The sequence below is a fragment of the Pseudomonas sp. S3_G06 genome, assembly GCF_054667565.1.
Genome location: NZ_CP162738.1, coordinates 3,479,744 through 3,497,875, shown reverse-complemented (window position 1 = coordinate 3,497,875; position 18,132 = coordinate 3,479,744). Strand labels below are relative to the sequence as shown.

18 protein-coding genes are annotated in these 18,132 nt (G+C 60.4%); all 18 read left to right on the top strand.

The features are described from left to right. Positions 1-122 precede the first annotated feature (122 nt). Entirely contained in the window at positions 123-974 is an 852-nt protein-coding gene (locus AB4N47_RS15645) for a flagellin domain-containing protein (protein ID WP_073472782.1), read from the top strand. Positions 975-1,047: 73 nt separating this feature from the next. Next, complete coding sequence (locus tag AB4N47_RS15640; protein WP_024012099.1) at positions 1,048-1,404, top strand: flagellar protein FlaG; 357 nt, start codon at positions 1,048-1,050, stop codon at positions 1,402-1,404. A gap of 82 nt (positions 1,405-1,486) precedes the next feature. Next, the gene (gene fliD, locus AB4N47_RS15635) at positions 1,487-2,935 is read left to right on the top strand and encodes a flagellar filament capping protein FliD (RefSeq protein WP_122611581.1); all 1,449 of its coding nucleotides are present in this window, start codon (positions 1,487-1,489) and stop codon (positions 2,933-2,935) included. Between the two features lie 129 nt (positions 2,936-3,064). After that, positions 3,065-3,463, top strand: a complete 399-nt coding sequence (gene fliS / locus AB4N47_RS15630) for a flagellar export chaperone FliS (RefSeq protein WP_024012101.1) — start codon at positions 3,065-3,067, stop codon at positions 3,461-3,463. An 11-nt stretch (positions 3,464-3,474) separates the two neighbouring features. Further along, positions 3,475-3,771, top strand: a complete 297-nt coding sequence (locus AB4N47_RS15625) for a hypothetical protein (RefSeq protein WP_016771085.1) — start codon at positions 3,475-3,477, stop codon at positions 3,769-3,771. A gap of 172 nt (positions 3,772-3,943) precedes the next feature. After that, complete coding sequence (locus AB4N47_RS15620) at positions 3,944-5,419, top strand: sigma-54 dependent transcriptional regulator (protein WP_016771084.1); 1,476 nt, start codon at positions 3,944-3,946, stop codon at positions 5,417-5,419. Between the two features lie 110 nt (positions 5,420-5,529). Continuing rightward, a complete protein-coding gene (locus AB4N47_RS15615; protein ID WP_341638781.1) occupies positions 5,530-6,741 on the top strand; it encodes a sensor histidine kinase in 1,212 nt (403 codons plus the stop codon). Between the two features lie 5 nt (positions 6,742-6,746). Next, the gene (locus AB4N47_RS15610; protein ID WP_341638782.1) at positions 6,747-8,129 is read left to right on the top strand and encodes a sigma-54-dependent transcriptional regulator; all 1,383 of its coding nucleotides are present in this window, start codon (positions 6,747-6,749) and stop codon (positions 8,127-8,129) included. Positions 8,130-8,257: 128 nt separating this feature from the next. Beyond that, on the top strand, positions 8,258-8,587 hold the full coding sequence (fliE, locus tag AB4N47_RS15605; protein ID WP_016771081.1) for a flagellar hook-basal body complex protein FliE: 330 nt from the start codon (positions 8,258-8,260) through the stop codon (positions 8,585-8,587). A gap of 14 nt (positions 8,588-8,601) precedes the next feature. Further along, positions 8,602-10,389, top strand: coding sequence for a flagellar basal-body MS-ring/collar protein FliF (fliF, locus tag AB4N47_RS15600; protein WP_016771080.1), 1,788 nt, complete (start codon positions 8,602-8,604; stop codon positions 10,387-10,389). Next, positions 10,382-11,401, top strand: coding sequence for a flagellar motor switch protein FliG (gene fliG / locus AB4N47_RS15595; protein WP_016771079.1), 1,020 nt, complete (start codon positions 10,382-10,384; stop codon positions 11,399-11,401). Before fliF ends, fliG begins: the two co-directional genes overlap by 8 nt. A 4-nt stretch (positions 11,402-11,405) precedes the next feature. Beyond that, complete coding sequence (fliH, locus tag AB4N47_RS15590; protein ID WP_130901141.1) at positions 11,406-12,212, top strand: flagellar assembly protein FliH; 807 nt, start codon at positions 11,406-11,408, stop codon at positions 12,210-12,212. Then, positions 12,202-13,560, top strand: coding sequence for a flagellar protein export ATPase FliI (fliI, locus tag AB4N47_RS15585; protein ID WP_016771077.1), 1,359 nt, complete (start codon positions 12,202-12,204; stop codon positions 13,558-13,560). Before fliH ends, fliI begins: the two co-directional genes overlap by 11 nt. Positions 13,561-13,566: 6 nt before the next feature. Then, positions 13,567-14,016, top strand: a complete 450-nt coding sequence (gene fliJ / locus AB4N47_RS15580; RefSeq protein WP_016771076.1) for a flagellar export protein FliJ — start codon at positions 13,567-13,569, stop codon at positions 14,014-14,016. 164 nt (positions 14,017-14,180) lie between these two features. Next, entirely contained in the window at positions 14,181-14,486 is a 306-nt protein-coding gene (locus tag AB4N47_RS15575) for an STAS domain-containing protein (RefSeq protein ID WP_341638783.1), read from the top strand. Between the two features lie 5 nt (positions 14,487-14,491). Next, on the top strand, positions 14,492-16,195 hold the full coding sequence (locus AB4N47_RS15570) for an ATP-binding SpoIIE family protein phosphatase (protein WP_341638784.1): 1,704 nt from the start codon (positions 14,492-14,494) through the stop codon (positions 16,193-16,195). Positions 16,196-16,225: 30 nt separating this feature from the next. Further along, complete coding sequence (locus AB4N47_RS15565) at positions 16,226-16,573, top strand: Hpt domain-containing protein (protein ID WP_341638785.1); 348 nt, start codon at positions 16,226-16,228, stop codon at positions 16,571-16,573. A 105-nt stretch (positions 16,574-16,678) separates the two neighbouring features. Further along, entirely contained in the window at positions 16,679-18,046 is a 1,368-nt protein-coding gene (locus AB4N47_RS15560) for a flagellar hook-length control protein FliK (RefSeq protein WP_341638786.1), read from the top strand. Positions 18,047-18,132 lie beyond the last annotated feature (86 nt).

Here is an 18,132-nt window from a genome sequence, read left to right as displayed (position 1 = left end):
TTTTTCAAAAAGCCCTCAAGCAACCTGCAATCCCGACGATAACTATTACGAAGGTTCTCTAGGCCATACCCGGCGGTTGCCAGGGCCGGAAGCCGCAGTACCCAACCAACGAGGAATTCGTCATGGCTTTAACAGTAAACACCAACACCACATCGTTGAACGTTCAGAAAAACCTGAACCGCGCTTCCGACGCTCTGTCCACTTCGATGCAACGCCTGTCTTCCGGCCTGAAAATCAACAGCGCCAAAGACGACGCCGCTGGCCTGCAGATCTCCAACCGTATGTCTTCGCAGATCCGCGGTAACACCCAGGCCATCCAGAACGCCAACGACGGTATCTCCGTTGCCCAGACCGCTGAAGGCGCTCTGCAAGCTACTACCGACATCCTGCAGCGTATGCGTGAACTGGCTGTTAAAGCCCGTAACGGTACCAACGGCACTGCTGACCAGACCGCTACCAACGCTGAATTCGCTCAGATGTCCGACGAGATCACCCGTATCTCGGCTTCGACCAACCTGAACGGCAAAAACCTGCTGGACGGTTCGGCTGGTACTGTGACCCTGCAAGTGGGCGCAAACACCGGTTCTGCTAACCACATCGACCTGGTACTGAGCTCCAAGTTCGACGCCGTCAGCCTGTCGGTTGGCAGCGGCACTGTTGTACTGACTGGCGCCAGCCCTTCTGACGCTGCCGTCGCCATCGACAGCGCGATCACTGCAATCGACGCAGCTATCGCTAACATCGGTGCAACCCGCGCCAGCCTGGGTGCTTCGCAAAACCGTTTGACCAGCACCATCCAGAACCTGCAGAACATCACTGAAAACACCACCGCTGCTCAGGGTCGTGTACAGGACACCGACTTCGCCGCTGAAACTGCTAACCTGACCAAGCAGCAGACTCTGCAGCAAGCTTCGACCTCCGTACTGGCTCAAGCCAACCAACTGCCTTCCGCTGTACTGAAGCTGCTTCAGTAATTTCGGAATGAGTTTAAGCGGGGGAGTGCGCTTGTCGTGCTCTCTCGCTTTTTTACGTTAAGAGGTGATGGGCATGGACATGAGCGTAAAGCTTAACGTGTCTTATCCGGCTCCCAAGCCAGTGCCACCGGTTGCTGACAAACCGTCAGAGCTGCCTAAAGTCCAAAAGACTGAAGCGCCGGTCGCTGCCAAGGATCAGGATGCGGACGGCGCCAAGTTGAAACTGGCGGTGCAAGAGATAGAAAAGTTCGTCCAGTCGATCAAGCGTAATCTGGAGTTCTCGATCGACGAGCATTCCGGCAAGGTCATCGTCAAGGTGATCGCGAGCGAGACGGGTGAAGTCGTTCGACAGATTCCTTCCGCCGAAGCCCTCAAACTGGCCGACAGCCTCGCCAATGCAAGTCATGTATTGTTCGACGCCAAAGTCTGATAAATGGCATGAATAGTGTTTGTTCGTTCTCAGGACGCGTGTAACGGTCAAAAGAATGGCAACAATCTGAAGGGAGATGCACATGGCAAGTCCAATTCTACCGGGTTCCGGACTGGGTTCCGGCCTGGACATCGGCGCGATCGTGACCGCGCTGGTCAACGCCGACAAGTCTGCCAAGCAGACGCAGATCGATACTGCGACCAAAACCAACAGCCTGAAGATCTCCGGTGTCGGTTCGCTGAAAAGTGCACTGGCTGCGTATCAGAAAGCCATGGGTGATCTGAACAAGGCAACGAGCCCGGCGTTTGCCGGTTTTACTGCGACTTCGGACACGCCGACTGTTGTCGGTGCCACATCGGATAAAACCGCCGTACCGGGTACCTATAGCGTCGTTGTGAAAAATCTGGCCACCGGCTCGAAAGTCGCCAGTGCCGCCTTCGCCGGCGGGGCCGCCAGTGCCATTCCGAGTGGTACTCTGAAAATCAGTCAGAATGGCATTGATTACAATGTCGCGATTCCGGCCAATGCCACCTTGCAGTCCACGCGCGATGCGATCAACACCGCGCAGGCCAGCAACGGTATTTCGGCCAACATCGTGACCGACAGCACCGGTTCGTCGCGACTGGTGCTCAGCTCGAACAAGACGGGTGCCGGCATGGACCTGAAGGTCAGCGGGATCGCTGGTCTGGAGATCGATGGCACCCAGGAAATGGGCAGCAGCCCGGCGGCCGGTGCGTCCGGAGCCGTCGGTAAGCTGGCGATGGATGCCAGTCTGACCATCGACGGCCTGGCCGTTACCAGCAAGACCAACACTGTGACCGGTGCGATCAGCGGCATGACGCTTAACCTGACTGCCGCCAGTCCCTTGGTCAATGGCGTCGCAACGCCAGCGACCGTTTCGGTTGCGACCAATACCGCCGGCATCCAGACATCGCTGCAATCGTTCATCGATTCCTATAACACCCTGAAGAAAACCATCGACACCTTGTCCAAGGCAACGCCGGATGCCGACGGCAATCTGACCGTTTCCGCAGCCTTCACTGGTGACGCTCTGCCGCGTTCGTTGATGGCGGATGTGCGCGCTCAGTTGACAGATCCAGGGGCGGGCGGAGCGGGGCAATTGTCCGTGCTCTCGCAGATGGGCGTATTGACCGATAGCAAAACCGGTTTGCTGACGCTCGACACTGCAGTGTTCAACAAGCGTATGGAAACTCCCGGCATGGCTGGCCAGGTTCAGCAGCTCTTCAGCGGCACCGATTCCAAGAATGGTCTGTTGGCGCGTATGACTGCGGCGGTTGATCCATACGTCAAGACTGGTGGGCTGCTCGATCAGCGCAGTTCCAACCTGACTAATCTGACATCGAGCCTGCAAAAGCAGCAGGCGGCGCTGGATCTGCGCGTGGCCAACCTGACGACGACGTTGACCGCCAAGTACAACGCCATGGACTTGCTGGTAGGGCAGATGAAGGCAACGGCGAGCAACATCACGTCGTTCTTCAGCTCGCTGAACGCTCAGCAGTCCGCGAAGTAACAGTCAGTAACGACAAAAACCCGGCTACGCTTTATCGGCGTGCGCCGGGTTTTTGTCTTTTGATCTAAAGTTTTCGGACCGGTTGGCGATACACTGGTTATACGAGTCAACGTGGCAATGAGGTAGAACATGAACCCGATGTTAGCCCTTCGGCAGTACCAGAAAGTCGGCGCCCATGCGCAGACGTCCGAAGCGAGCCCGCACCGTTTGGTGCAAATGTTGATGGAAGGTGGACTGGCCCGGATTGCGCAGGCCAAAGGCGCCATTGAGCGCAAGGACATCCCCGCCAAATGCACGGCGATCAGCAAGGCCATCGGCATTGTCAGTGGCCTGCGTGAAGGCCTCGATCTTGAGAACAACGCCGAGGCGCTGGCCGATCTGGATGGCCTGTACATCTACATGATGAAGCGCCTCGCCGAGGCCAACATCAGCAGTGATCCGCGTGTCCTCGATGAAGTGGCCGGTCTGCTGACAACGGTAAAAGAAGGCTGGGACGCCATCGCGCCTGTGCCGGCTCCGCAGTTCTGAAGGAGGTCACCATGAGTCTTGTATTGCAGCGAATAGCCGATACCCGTGAAGCGTTGGTCGGAGCATTGGCCGAGCGAAACTGGGAAGCCATTGGCGAGTTGGATCTGGCTTGCCGTTCCTGCATGGAAGACGTCATGGCGGAAGCTTCGCTGGACGAAGTTGCGCTGCGCGATAACCTTGAAGAGTTGCTATTCGTCTACAAAGAGCTTCTCGAGGTGGCAATGGGCGAGCGGCAGGCGATAGCCAACGAGATGTCGCAGATCACCCAAGCGCAAAAGGCTGCAAAGGTTTACCATCTGTTTGGTTGATTAACCGTCAGTTGAACCAGAGATGTGCGCCATAAATTTGACTGTGCACGGTTTTTTGACTTAACTAGTGGCTATTATCAGGTTTAGGGCGTCTACAGGCACATGGTGTCCTGCAAGCGTCTCGCTTGCCTTATTTTTCGGGCATTGAGTTGACTAGGGAAGTTGCTATTGCATGTGGCGTGAAACCAAAATTCTGCTGATCGATGACGATAGCGTCCGCCGCCGCGACCTGGCGGTGATTCTGAATTTTCTTGGCGAAGAAAATTTACCCTGCGGCAGCCATGACTGGCAGCAGGCTGTCGGCTCTTTGTCGTCTAGTCGTGAAGTCATTTGCGTACTGATCGGGACCGTCAATGCTCCTGGCGCGCTTTTGGGCTTGCTAAAGACACTCGCAACCTGGGATGAGTTCCTTCCGGTTTTGTTAATGGGCGATAATTCTTCCGTTGACCTGCCTGAAGACCAGCGTCGCCGCGTCCTGTCGACCCTGGAAATGCCGCCCAGCTACAGCAAATTGCTCGATTCGCTGCATCGCGCCCAGGTCTATCGTGAAATGTACGACCAGGCCCGCGAACGCGGCCGTCATCGCGAACCCAATCTGTTCCGCAGTCTTGTCGGCACCAGCCGTGCGATTCAGCACGTCCGGCAGATGATGCAGCAAGTGGCCGACACCGACGCCAGCGTGCTGATCCTCGGCGAGTCCGGCACCGGCAAGGAAGTGGTCGCGCGCAACCTGCACTACCACTCCAAACGCCGCGACGCGCCGTTCGTGCCGGTCAACTGCGGGGCGATCCCTGCAGAGTTGCTGGAAAGCGAACTGTTCGGCCACGAGAAGGGCGCTTTCACTGGCGCGATCACCAGCCGTGCCGGGCGCTTTGAGCTGGCCAACGGCGGCACGTTGTTCCTTGACGAAATCGGCGACATGCCGCTGCCGATGCAGGTCAAGCTGCTGCGCGTATTGCAAGAGCGCACCTTTGAGCGCGTGGGCAGCAACAAGACCCAAAGCGTCGACGTGCGCATCATTGCCGCAACGCACAAGAATCTCGAAAGCATGATCGAGATCGGCTCGTTCCGCGAAGACCTCTACTATCGCCTGAACGTGTTCCCGATCGAGATGGCGCCGCTGCGTGAGCGCGTCGAAGACATTCCGCTGCTGATGAACGAACTGATCTCGCGCATGGAGCACGAGAAGCGCGGTTCGATCCGTTTCAACTCGGCGGCGATCATGTCGCTGTGCCGTCACGGCTGGCCGGGCAACGTCCGCGAGCTGGCCAACCTGGTCGAGCGCATGGCGATCATGCACCCGTACGGGGTGATCGGCGTGGTCGAGTTGCCGAAGAAATTCCGCTACGTCGACGACGAAGACGAGCAGATGGTCGACAGCCTGCGCAGCGATCTGGAAGAGCGCGTGGCGATCAACGGCCATACGCCTGACTTCAGCGCCAGTGCACTGCTGCCGCCGGAAGGCCTCGACCTCAAGGACTACCTCGGTGGTCTGGAGCAGGGCCTGATTCAGCAAGCGCTGGACGATGCCAATGGCATTGTTGCCCGCGCCGCTGAGCGTCTGCGCATCCGTCGCACCACCCTGGTCGAGAAGATGCGCAAGTACGGCATGAGCCGGGCTGGAGGAGACGAACAGGCGGATGATTGACGCCTGTTTTTCAAGCGCTTCATTTATAAGCGGTTTTTTTTAGGCACGGGTATTGCTATAGCCCTCGCAACGTTCCGTTTCACTGACGGTCAGCCAAGCGAGAGAGCCCAATGCCCCAAGCCGCCCAGATCTCTTCTGCCTCCAATATCGTGGGGCAACCCTCGTCCGTAGAGCAGGCAAGTCGTCAGGGGCTTGAGCAGGCCTTCCAGCTGTTCAACCAGATGTCGAGCCAGCTGACCGACTCCTACAGCCTGCTCGAAGCGCGGGTCACCGAACTCAAGGGTGAGCTGGCCGTGGTCAGCGCCCAGCGCATGCAGGAACTGGCGGAAAAAGAACGCCTGGCCAATCGCCTGCAAAACCTTCTCGCCCTGTTGCCCGGCGGCGTCATCGTCATTGACGGCCACGGTCTGGTACGCGAAGCCAACCCGGCCGCCATCGATCTGCTCGGCTCGCCACTCGAAGGCGAACTCTGGCGCCATGTGATCGCACGCTGCTTCGCTCCCCGTGAAGACGACGGTCACGAAATCTCCTTGAAAAACGGTCGACGCCTGTCGATTTCCACCCGCTCGCTGGATGCCGAGCCGGGGCAGTTGGTGCTGCTCAACGACTTGACGGAAACCCGGCATCTGCAGGATCAACTGGCACGGCATGAGCGTTTGTCGTCGCTGGGGCGCATGGTTGCCTCGCTGGCCCATCAGATTCGCACGCCGCTGTCCGCCGCTTTGCTCTACGCCAGTCATTTGACTGAACAGCAATTGCCGGTGGAAACCCAGCAACGCTTTGCCGGGCGCCTGAAAGAGCGTCTGCACGAACTCGAACATCAGGTGCGCGACATGCTGGTGTTCGCTCGCGGTGAATTGCCGCTGACCGACCGCATTACGCCCAATGCCTTGATGCAATCGCTGCAGGCAGCGGCGTTGACCCATGTGCAGGATCTGCCAATTCGCTGGCAGTGCGACAGCCATGCCGGTGAGTTGCTGTGCAACCGCGACACGCTGGTCGGCGCGCTGCTGAATCTGATTGAAAACGCCATTCAGGCCAGCGCTGGCGAAGCGCGCCTGAAAGTGCATTGCTACACCAGAGGCAACACCCTGCGTCTGTGTGTCAGCGACAGCGGCAGCGGCATTGAGCCGACAGTTTTGGCGCGCCTCGGCGAGCCTTTTTTTACTACCAAAGTCACCGGCACAGGCCTCGGCCTGACCGTGGTCAAGGCGGTGGCGCGTGCGCATCAGGGAGAATTGACCCTGCGCTCGCGAGTCGGGCGCGGCACCTGCGCGCAGGTCAGCCTGCCACTGTTTTCCGCTGCACAGGGAGTTGAATAAACGTCATGGGCATCAAGGTGTTGCTGGTCGAGGATGACCGTTCGTTGCGCGAAGCGCTGGCCGATACGCTGCTGCTCGCCGGCCACGACTATCAAGCCGTCGGCAGCGCCGAAGAAGCGCTGACGGCCGTCGCGCAGCAAGCTTTCAGCCTGGTGGTCAGCGACGTCAACATGCCGGGCATGGATGGCCACCAATTGCTCGCGTTGCTGCGCGCGCGCCAACCGCAATTGCCGGTGCTATTGATGACCGCCCATGGCGCGGTCGAGCGTGCGGTCGATGCGATGCGCCAAGGCGCGGCGGATTATCTGGTCAAGCCGTTCGAGCCCAAAGCGCTGCTCGATCTGGTGGCGCGCCATGCCTTGGGCAGCATTGACGCGGGCGAAGCGGACGGTCCGGTCGCCGTTGAACCGGCCAGTGCGCAGTTGCTTGAGTTGGCGGCGCGGGTTGCGCGCAGTGATTCGACTGTGTTGATCTCCGGCGAGTCCGGCACCGGTAAAGAAGTGCTGGCGCGTTACATTCACCAACAATCGCCGCGGGCCAGTCAGCCGTTCATCGCGATCAACTGCGCGGCGATCCCCGACAACATGCTCGAAGCGACATTGTTCGGTCATGAGAAAGGTTCGTTCACCGGCGCCATCGCTTCGCAGGCCGGCAAGTTCGAGCAGGCGGACGGCGGCACCATTCTGCTCGACGAAATTTCCGAAATGCCCCTGGGCCTGCAAGCCAAGCTGCTGCGCGTTCTGCAAGAGCGTGAAGTGGAGCGAGTGGGCGCGCGCAAGCCGATCAGTCTGGATATTCGCGTGGTCGCCACGACCAACCGTGATCTGGCCGGCGAAGTGGCGGCGGGACGTTTTCGCGAAGACCTGTTTTACCGCTTGTCGGTTTTCCCTCTGGCCTGGCGTCCACTTCGCGAACGCACTGCCGATATCCTGCCGCTGGCGGAAAAGTTGTTGGCCAAACACGTCAATAAAATGAAGCACGCAGCAGCGAAGCTGTCCCCCGAAGCTCAAGCATGTCTGACCGCGTACCCGTGGCCGGGCAATGTGCGTGAACTGGACAACGCCATTCAGCGCGCGCTGATCCTGCAGCAGGGCGGTTTGATTCAGCCGCAGGATTTTTGCCTGAGCGGTGCGGTGACATTTGCGCCGTTGGCGGTTCCGGCACCGGTGATTCGCGAGGTGGAAATCGAGGCGGACTCCTCCGGCGCCCTGGGCGATGACCTGCGCCGCCGGGAGTTTCAGATGATCATCGACACCCTGCGCGCCGAGCGTGGCCGCCGCAAGGAAGCTGCCGAAAAGCTCGGCATCAGCCCGCGCACTTTGCGCTACAAACTGGCGCAAATGCGCGACGCCGGGATGGACGTCGAAGGCTATCTGTTCGCCACCTGATCGATGCTGCAAAACATTCCAGATGCTTTTCTCAGAAGGGTGCCCACTAGCTGGCACCCTTGTTGCTAATACCTGTGTACCCGCCGAGTGAGTGTCAAAAAATTGCGGGCCGCCCAAGAGAGTAGACCATGAGCCAAGGTATTGAATTTAATCGGTTGATGATGGACATGCAGGCCATGAAAGTGGATGCCATGTCTGCGCGTAAATCGACTGCCGCTGTCCCTGAAATCGCGGGCAGCAGCTTTTCCGACATGCTCGGTCAGGCGATCAATAAAGTCAGCGATACCCAGCAGGCGTCGACTCAACTGGCCAACGCGTTCGAGATCGGCAAGAGCGGTGTCGACCTGACCGACGTCATGATTGCGTCGCAAAAAGCCAGCGTGTCGTTCCAGGCTCTGACCCAGGTGCGCAACAAGCTGGTCCAGGCTTACCAAGACATCATGCAGATGCCGGTTTAAGGGCGAAATAAGTCATGGCAGAAGCAGTCGCTGATAACGTTCCGGCCAAGGCCACCCCGATCGACGGCAAACCGCCGCTGTTCGGCCTGTCCTTTCTGGAAAACCTTTCCCAGATGACCGTGCTGCGTCAGGTTGGCCTGTTGGTCGGTCTGGCTGCGAGCGTGGCGATTGGCTTTGCCGTGGTGCTGTGGTCGCAGCAGCCGGATTACCGTCCACTGTACGGCAGCCTTGCCGGCATGGATGCCAAGCAGGTCATGGAAACCCTGGCCGCCGCTGACATCCCTTACAACGTAGAACCCAATTCCGGCGCCTTGCTGGTCAAGGCCGACGACCTTTCACGTGCGCGGATGAAACTCGCTGCTGCTGGTGTCACTCCCAGCGACGGCAACATCGGTTTCGAAATCCTCGACAAGGAACAGGGGCTGGGCACCAGCCAGTTCATGGAAGCGACCCGTTATCGTCGCGGCCTCGAAGGCGAACTGGCGCGGACCATCTCCAGCCTGAACAACGTCAAGGGTGCCCGCGTGCACCTGGCCATTCCGAAGAGTTCGGTGTTCGTCCGTGACGAGCGCAAGCCAAGCGCTTCGGTACTGGTCGAGCTGTACAGCGGGCGTTCGCTGGAGCCGGGTCAGGTGGTGGCGATCATCAACCTGGTGGCGACTTCCGTGCCCGAGTTGAGCAAATCGCAGATCACCGTCGTCGATCAGAAGGGCAACCTGCTCTCCGATCAGGCGGAGAACTCGGAAATGACCATGGCCGGCAAGCAGTTCGATTACAGCCGCCGCATGGAAAGCATGCTCACCCAGCGCGTGCACAACATTCTGCAACCGGTACTGGGCAACGATCGCTACAAGGCTGAAGTTTCGGCCGACGTCGATTTCAGTGCCGTCGAATCGACTGCCGAGCAATTCAACCCGGACCAACCGGCGTTGCGCAGCGAGCAGTCGGTCAACGAACAACGCACCGCCAGCAATGGTCCGCAAGGTGTGCCGGGTGCCCTGAGCAACCAGCCACCGGCGCCTGCCTCGGCGCCGCAGACCACCGGTGGCACCGCCGCACCGGCCGGGATGATCCAGCCGGGTCAGCCACTGGTTGACGCCAACGGTCAGCAGATCATGGACCCGGCCACCGGCCAGCCGATGCTCGCACCGTACCCGGCGGACAAGCGTCAACAATCGACCAAGAATTTCGAGCTCGACCGTTCGATCAGCCACACCAAGCAGCAGCAGGGCCGTCTCAATCGCCTGTCGGTGTCGGTGGTGGTCGACGATCAGGTCAAGGTCAACCCGGCCAACGGTGAAACCAGCCGTGCGCCGTGGAGCGCCGACGAATTGGCGCGCTTCACTCGTCTGGTGCAGGACGCCGTCGGTTTCGACGCCAGCCGTGGCGACAGCGTCAGCGTGATCAACATGCCGTTCTCCGCCGAGCGTGGCGAAGTGATTGCCGATATTCCGTTCTACTCCCAGCCATGGTTCTGGGACATCGTCAAACAAGTGCTGGGTGTGCTGTTCATCCTCGTACTGGTGTTTGGTGTGCTGCGTCCGGTGCTCAACAACATCACCGGCGGTGGCAAAGGCAAGGAGCTGGCCGGTCTGGGCAGCGACGTGGAACTCGGTGGCATGGGCGGCCTGGACGGCGAACTGGCCAACGACCGCGTGAGCCTCGGTGGTCCGCAGAGCATTCTGTTGCCGAGCCCGAGCGAGGGTTATGACGCGCAACTGAATGCAATCAAGAGTCTGGTAGCTGAAGACCCGGGTCGCGTGGCTCAGGTCGTGAAAGAGTGGATTAACGCAGATGAGTGATAACCGAGCCGCCACCGTCAAACTGACCAAGGTCGACAAAGCCGCGATTCTGCTGCTGTCCCTGGGTTCGACCGATGCTGCGCAAGTGCTGCGCCACATGGGCCCCAAAGAGGTTCAGCGCGTCGGCGTGGCCATGGCGCAGATGGGCAACGTCCATCGCGAACAGGTCGAGCAGGTGATGAGCGAGTTCGTCGACATCGTCGGCGATCAGACCAGCCTCGGCGTCGGTTCCGACGACTACGTGCGCAAGATGCTCACCCAGGCACTGGGCGAAGACAAGGCCAACGGCCTGATCGACCGCATCCTGCTCGGTGGCAACACCAGCGGCCTCGACAGCCTGAAATGGATGGAGCCGCGCGCGGTCGCTGACGTGATCCGTTACGAACACCCGCAGATCCAGGCAATCGTGGTTGCGTACCTCGATCCGGATCAGGCCGGTGAAGTGCTCGGCAACTTCGACCACAAGGTGCGTCTGGACATCATCCTGCGCGTTTCGTCGTTGAACACCGTGCAACCGGCCGCCTTGAAAGAACTCAACCAGATTCTCGAGAAGCAGTTCTCCGGCAACTCGAACGCCTCGCGCACCACCCTGGGTGGCATCAAGCGTGCGGCCGACATCATGAACTTCCTCGACAGCTCGATCGAAGGCCAGCTCATGGACTCGATCCGCGAAGTCGACGAAGACCTGTCCGGTCAGATCGAAGACCTCATGTTCGTGTTCAACAACCTTGCCGACGTCGACGACCGTGGCATCCAGGCGCTGTTGCGCGAAGTGTCTTCCGATGTGCTGGTACTGGCCCTCAAGGGTTCGGACGAAGGCGTCAAGGAAAAGATCTTCAAGAACATGTCCAAGCGTGCTGCCGAACTGTTGCGCGACGACCTCGAGGCGAAAGGCCCGGTGCGCGTCAGCGACGTCGAAACCGCACAGAAGGAAATCCTCACCATTGCCCGTCGTATGGCCGAAGCCGGCGAGATCGTGCTCGGTGGCAAGGGCGGCGAGGAAATGATCTAAGCCCATGGATAAGCCTGACGAGTCTGTGACGGATCTGATCCGCGCCCGCGATGTTCGTGGTTTCGAATCCTGGGCGCTGCCCAGCTTCGACCCGCCGAAACCGGAACCCGAGCCGGAACCCGAGCCCGAGCCGCCGGAAATGGAGGAAGTGCCGCTGGAAGAAGTCCAGCCACTGACCCTGGAGGAACTCGAAAGCATCCGCCAGGAGGCTTACAACGAGGGCTTCGCCATCGGCGAAAAAGAAGGTTTTCACAGCACCACGCTGAAGGTGCGTCAGGAAGCAGAAACGGCGCTGGCGGCGAAAATCGCCAGCCTTGAGCTGCTGATGGCCAACCTGTTCGAACCGATCGCCGAGCAAGACACCCAGATTGAAAAGTCGCTGGTCGACCTCGTGCAGCACATCACCAAACAGGTGATAAAGCGCGAACTGGCCATCGACTCGACACAGATCGAACACGTCATGCGCGATGCTCTCAAGCTGTTGCCGCTGGGCGTGGAAAACGTGCGCCTGTACGTCAATCCGCAGGATTTCGCCCAGGTCAAAGCCCTGCGCGAACGCCACGAAGAAAGCTGGCGCATCGTCGAGGACGAGTCGCTGTTGCCGGGCGGTTGCCGGGTTGAAACCGAGCACAGCCGCATCGACGCCAGCGTCGAATCGCGGGTGACCCAGGTCATGGCCAAGCTGTTCGACCAATTGCATGAGCAGGCTCTGCATCCGGCAGCGGCAGACCTGACGCTCGATATTCCTGAAGACACCCCAGCGGCTGTCGACTCTGACGAGCCGCGCGCGGACGCCAGCGATGCGCCTTGAACGCACCAGCTTCGCCAAGCGCCTGAGCACCTACGCCGAGGCCACCGAGATTGCCGGCGCGCCGATCCTTGAAGGTCGGCTGCTGCGCATGGTCGGCCTGACCCTCGAAGCCGAAGGCCTGCGCGCCGCCATGGGCACCCGCTGCATGGTGATCAACGACGACAGCTATCACCCGTCCCAGGTGGAAGCGGAAGTCATGGGTTTTTCCGGCAGCAAAGTCTTTCTGATGCCGGTCGGCAGCGTCGCCGGCATTGCCCCGGGCGCCCGCGTGGTGCCCCTGGCCGATACCGGTCGTTTGCCGATGGGCATGAGCATGCTCGGCCGTGTCCTCGACGGCGCCGGTCGCGCGTTGGACGGCAAGGGCGGCATGAAGGCCGAAGACTGGGTGCCGATGGATGGCCCAACAATCAACCCGCTCAACCGTGATCCGATCAGCGTACCGCTGGACGTCGGCATCCGTTGCATCAACGGTTTGCTGACGGTCGGCCGTGGCCAGCGTCTGGGTCTGTTCGCCGGTACCGGTGTCGGTAAATCGGTGCTGTTGGGCATGATGACCCGCTTCACCGAGGCCGACATCATCGTCGTCGGCCTGATCGGTGAGCGTGGTCGCGAAGTTAAAGAATTCATCGAACACATTCTCGGTGAAGAAGGCCTCAAACGTTCGGTAGTGGTCGCCTCGCCAGCGGACGACGCACCGCTGATGCGTATGCGCGCGGCAATGTATTGCACGCGCATCGCCGAGTATTTCCGCGACAAGGGCAAGAACGTTCTGCTGCTGATGGACTCGCTGACCCGTTTCGCCCAGGCCCAGCGGGAAATCGCTCTGGCCATCGGCGAACCGCCAGCAACCAAGGGCTATCCGCCCTCGGTGTTCGCCAAACTGCCGAAACTGGTGGAGCGTGCCGGTAACGCGGAGAAGGGCGGCGGTTCGATCACGGCGTTCTACACCGTACTGTCCGAAGGCGACGACCAGCAGGACCCGATTGCCGACTCGGCGCGGGGTGTGCTCGACGGCCATATCGTGCTGTCACGACGCCTGGCCGAGGAAGGTCACTATCCGGCGATCGACATCGAAGCCTCGATCAGCCGGGTGATGCCGGCGGTGGTTTCGCCGGATCACATGCAGCGCGCGCAGTATTTCAAACAGCTCTGGTCACGCTATCAGCAGAGCCGCGATCTGATCAGCGTCGGTGCCTATGTGGCCGGTGGCGATCGCGAGACCGATCTGGCGATTTCCCTGCAACCGCAGTTGGTCAGGTATCAGCGCCAGGGCCTCAACGACAAAATCAATCTGGGTGAAAGCCAGGCCTATCTGGAAACCCTGTTCGCCCCTGCGGCGGGCGGGTAACCGGCCATGGCCGTCAGCCGCGCCGCGCGCCTGGCACCGGTGGTGGATATGGCCGAAAAGGCCGAGAAAGCCGCCGTGCAGCGCCTCGCCTACTTCCAGGGTCAGGTCAAGGTCGCCGAAAGCAAGCTGGCCGACCTCAATGCCTTTCGTCTGGATTACTCGCAGCAGTGGATCGTGCGCGGCAGCACCGGCGTGACCGGGCAATGGCTGCTGGGTTTTCAGGGGTTTCTGGCGCAACTCGACACCGCCGTCGACCAGCAACGGCAGAGCCTGGTCTGGCACCAGAACAAACTCGACAAGGCGCGTGAGGAATGGCAGCAGGCGTTTGCCCGCGTCGAGGGTTTGCGCAAACTGGTGCAGCGCTATCGCGACGAGGCGCAACGCCTGGAAGATAAGCGCGAGCAGAAGCTGCTGGATGAACTGTCGCAGCGCTTGCCACGGCGTGATGCCTTTTAAAGATCAAAAGATCGCAGCCTTCGGCAGCTCCTACAGGGGACTGCATTTTCAAATGTAGGAGCTGCCGAAGGCCGCGATCTTTTGATCTGCTTTTCCAGCCTTGCCCCAAGCCTATCCAGGTGCTACACCTTGTACAGGTTCGTCAATGACAAGGAAGCCAGTCAATGTCAGTCGTTACAGAAGTTTCACCGGATGGCCACAAACTGACCATCGCGATCAAAGGCCGATTCGATTTCGGTCGCCATCAGGAATTTCGCGAGTCGTATGAGCGGCTCGACAAAAAGCCCGAATCCATCGTGGTCGACCTCAAAGAGGCCACTTATCTCGACAGCTCAGCGCTGGGCATGCTGCTTCTGCTGCGTGATCACGCCGGTGGCGACGAGTCGGATATCCGTGTCGTCAACAGCAGCTCCGATGTGAAGAAAATCCTCGCGATTTCCAACTTCGACAAACTCTTCGACATCAGTTGACGCCCATGCAGGCGCAAGAGCCGCTGACCATTCTCATCGCCGAAGACAGCGCCGCCGACCGGCTGCTGCTGTCGACCATTGTCCGCCGTCAGGGCCATCAGGTGCTCACAGCGGCCAATGGTGCCGAGGCGGTGGAAACGTTCAAAGAGCAGCAGCCCGATCTGGTGTTGATGGACGCGCTGATGCCGGTGATGGACGGCTTCGAAGCGGCGCGGCAGATCAAGGCGCTGGCGGGTGAAGCGCTGGTGCCGATCATCTTCCTCACCTCGCTGACCGAGAGTGAAGCGCTGGCTCGGTGTCTGGAGGCTGGCGGCGACGATTTTCTGGCGAAGCCGTACAACCAGGTGATACTCGCCGCCAAAATCAAGGCGATGGATCGCTTGCGTCGCCTTCAGGCCACGGTCCTGCAGCAGCGCGATCTGATCGCCAGACATCATGACTATCTGCTCAACGAACAACGCGTGGCCAAAGCGGTGTTCGACAAGGTCGCGCATTCCGGTTGCCTGAGCGCGCCGAACATCCGATACCTGCAATCGCCTTACGCGCTGTTCAATGGTGATCTGTTGCTCGCGGCGTACACGCCGGCCGGTGACATGCACGTCATGCTCGGCGATTTCACCGGGCATGGCTTGCCGGCAGCGGTGGGGGCGATGCCGCTGGCCGAAGTGTTTTATGGAATGTCCGCCAAGGGCTATGGCCTGGCCGAAACCCTGCGCGAGATGAACGCCAAGCTCAAACGCATCCTGCCGGTGGACATGTTCTGCTGCGCTACGTTGCTCAGTCTGAGTTTCCAGAGCCGTTCGGTGGAGGTGTGGAACGGCGGCATGCCCGACGGTTACTTGCACCGCATGGCCAGTGGCGAACGCGTGCCGTTGCCGGCGCGGCATTTGCCCCTGGGGATTCTCAGCGCGCAAGCCTTCGATGACCGTACGGATGTGTATCCGATGGCCGTTGATGATCGGGTGTTTCTGTTATCGGACGGGGTGATCGATACCTGCGATGCCAATGACCAGTTGTTCGGCGTCGAACGCTTGCAGCAGGTGTTTGCGGCGAACCGCGAGCCGGATCGGCTGTTCGAGGATATCGAACAGGCACTGCGCGATTTTCGCGGACAGGCCCGTGATGATGTGAGCATGGTCGAGGTCAGTCTGCTTGAGTCGGCGCAGACCCACGGCGCGGCACCGGTGTATTCCGACAGCGGCCAGTCGTGCCCGCTGAACTGGTCGGCCAGTTTCGAGTTTCGCGGCGCCACGCTCAGGCGTTTCAATCCGTTGCCGTTCCTCTTGCAGTTGCTGCTTGAGGTGCATGGCTTGCGCGCGCAAAGCGGGGCGCTGTACAGCGTGCTCGCCGAGTTGTATTCCAATGGCCTGGAGCATGGCGTGCTCGGGCTGGACTCCAGCCTCAAACGCGATGCGGCAGGTTTCGCCCGCTACTATGAAGTGCGCGCGGCGCGGCTGGAGGCGCTGCAAGACGGTTTCGTGCGCGTGCATCTGCAGGTCCAGCCGCAAGGCGAGGGCGGGCGGCTGGTCATCCGCGTCGAGGACAGCGGCAAGGGCTTTGATGTGGCGCGGGTCATGGAGCGCCCCGTGGATAACGTCCGCTTGTCGGGACGCGGCATCGGTCTGGTCCGGCAACTGGGGCGCAACGCCAGTTGGTCGGACCAGGGTCGTAGTGCCAGCGTGGAGTTTTTCTGGGAGATTGAGGCATAATCCGCCCATTCTTGATCAAGGAGTGAGCAAGTGACAGAAACACATATTGATCGCGAGGCGCTGAGCGTATTGCGCGAAGTCATGGAGGAGGGTTATCCGGAGCTTCTGGATACCTTTCTGGCGGATTCCGAAAGTCGCTTGGGCGAGTTGCAAAAAACCTCTGATGCCAAGGTGTTATCGGCGGTTGCCCATAGTTTCAAGGGCAGCGCCAGCAACATGGGAGCTGTCCGCTTGGCTGCGCTCTGCCAAGAGCTGGAATCGGAAGCCAAGGATAAAAGCCCCTCGGAAATCGCCAGGCTGGTGGCTGACATCACTGGCGAGTTCGCAGATGTCCGCCCGGTATACGAAGACGAGCGGCAGCACGCGTTGACTCATTGATCTCGCCGTCCGGCGCTTTTCGCAAGTGTCTGGCCAAACTGGCCCGGCACTTGCAGTCATCTTGCTCAACTGTACCTACGATCCCAGTGCAGCGGAGACCGTGTCATGCCTGCGACCCCCAACATTCTTCTTCAGACCGCCGCTCAGGCCAAGGCGCAAGCCGCCTCTGCCAAATCGTCGGCAATGGCCGCAGACGCCGGGGACAAGGCTTCCAGCTTCGCCAGAGTGTTTGCCGATCAGGCGCCGGCCAAGCCTGCCGCAAGCGCCGATAATTCAGTCAAGCCGGCACGCGACAAGGTCGCGGACAGCAGTGGCAAAAAGGATATCGGCAAAGATCAGTCTGCCGCGCCCGAGCCAGCAGTTGCCGATAGCGGCAAAGCGTTGCCTGCCGAAAAAGCGGCGGCGAGCGACGACGCGACTGCCACTGCCGATGACACCACTGAAACCGTACAAACCCCTGTGGCCGATGCCGCGCCTGTAGACCCGGCGCTTGATCCGGCCCTGGCGCAAGTCGTTCAGCCGTTGGTGGCAGCGCCTGTGGTGCAAGCACCAACAGTCACCACGCCAGCCCAGCCGGAAACCGAAACGCCTGCATTGGCGGTCGTGTCGGGCATGGTCAAAGATCCGGCGGCCACCGACAGCGAATTTGATCCGACAGCCGACCCGCTCGACTCGATGCCGGCCGTGCGCATGGCGATGGAGCAGGGCGGGCATATTTCTGCCGCCAGCCAGGCGCAACCGAAAGCCACGCCTGCTCAAGCTCAGGCTGACGGCGAATTGACCGCCGCGCAGAACTTTGCCGCCGGCATGGCCAGCATGCTCGACGTGCAGGCCGACAAGGACAGCACCAGCCAGGGCGGCGAACAAGCTTTCAGCGGGTTGATCGACGATGGTCTGAAGGATCTGAAGTCCGCCACCAGCGACACCCGCGTCGACGACTTCGCCAACCGTCTGGCGGCACTGACCCAGGCCGCTACGCCGAAAACCGCCAATGCGCTGCCGGTGAATCAGCCGATCGCCATGCACCAGAGCGGCTGGACCGAAGAAGTGGTCAACCGCGTCATGTACCTGTCCAGCGTCAACCTGAAGGCCGCCGACATTCAGTTGCAGCCGGCAGAGCTTGGGCGTCTGGATATCCGCGTGAACATGGTTCCCGATCAGCAGACCCAGGTCACCTTCATGAGCGCGCACCCGAGCGTGCGTGAAGCGCTCGACAGCCAGATGCACCGCCTGCGCGACATGTTCAACCAGCAGGGCATGGGCCAGGTCGACGTCAACGTCGCCGACCAGAATCGTGGCTGGCAGGGGCAGCAAGGCCAGGAGCAGGCGCAGCAGGGCCAGAGTGGCCGGACCAGCGCTGCCGGCGGACGCCTGGATTCGGCGGATGAGGAATTGGCACCAGCTACTGTCGCTGAAGTGGCGGCGCAGACTACCAGCGTGATTGGCAGCAGCGCGGTCGACTATTACGCCTGACGCAACGCAATACCCAATGTGGGAGCGAGCCTGCTCGCGAATACGATGTGACATTCAACCTATATGTTGACTGACACATTGCTTTC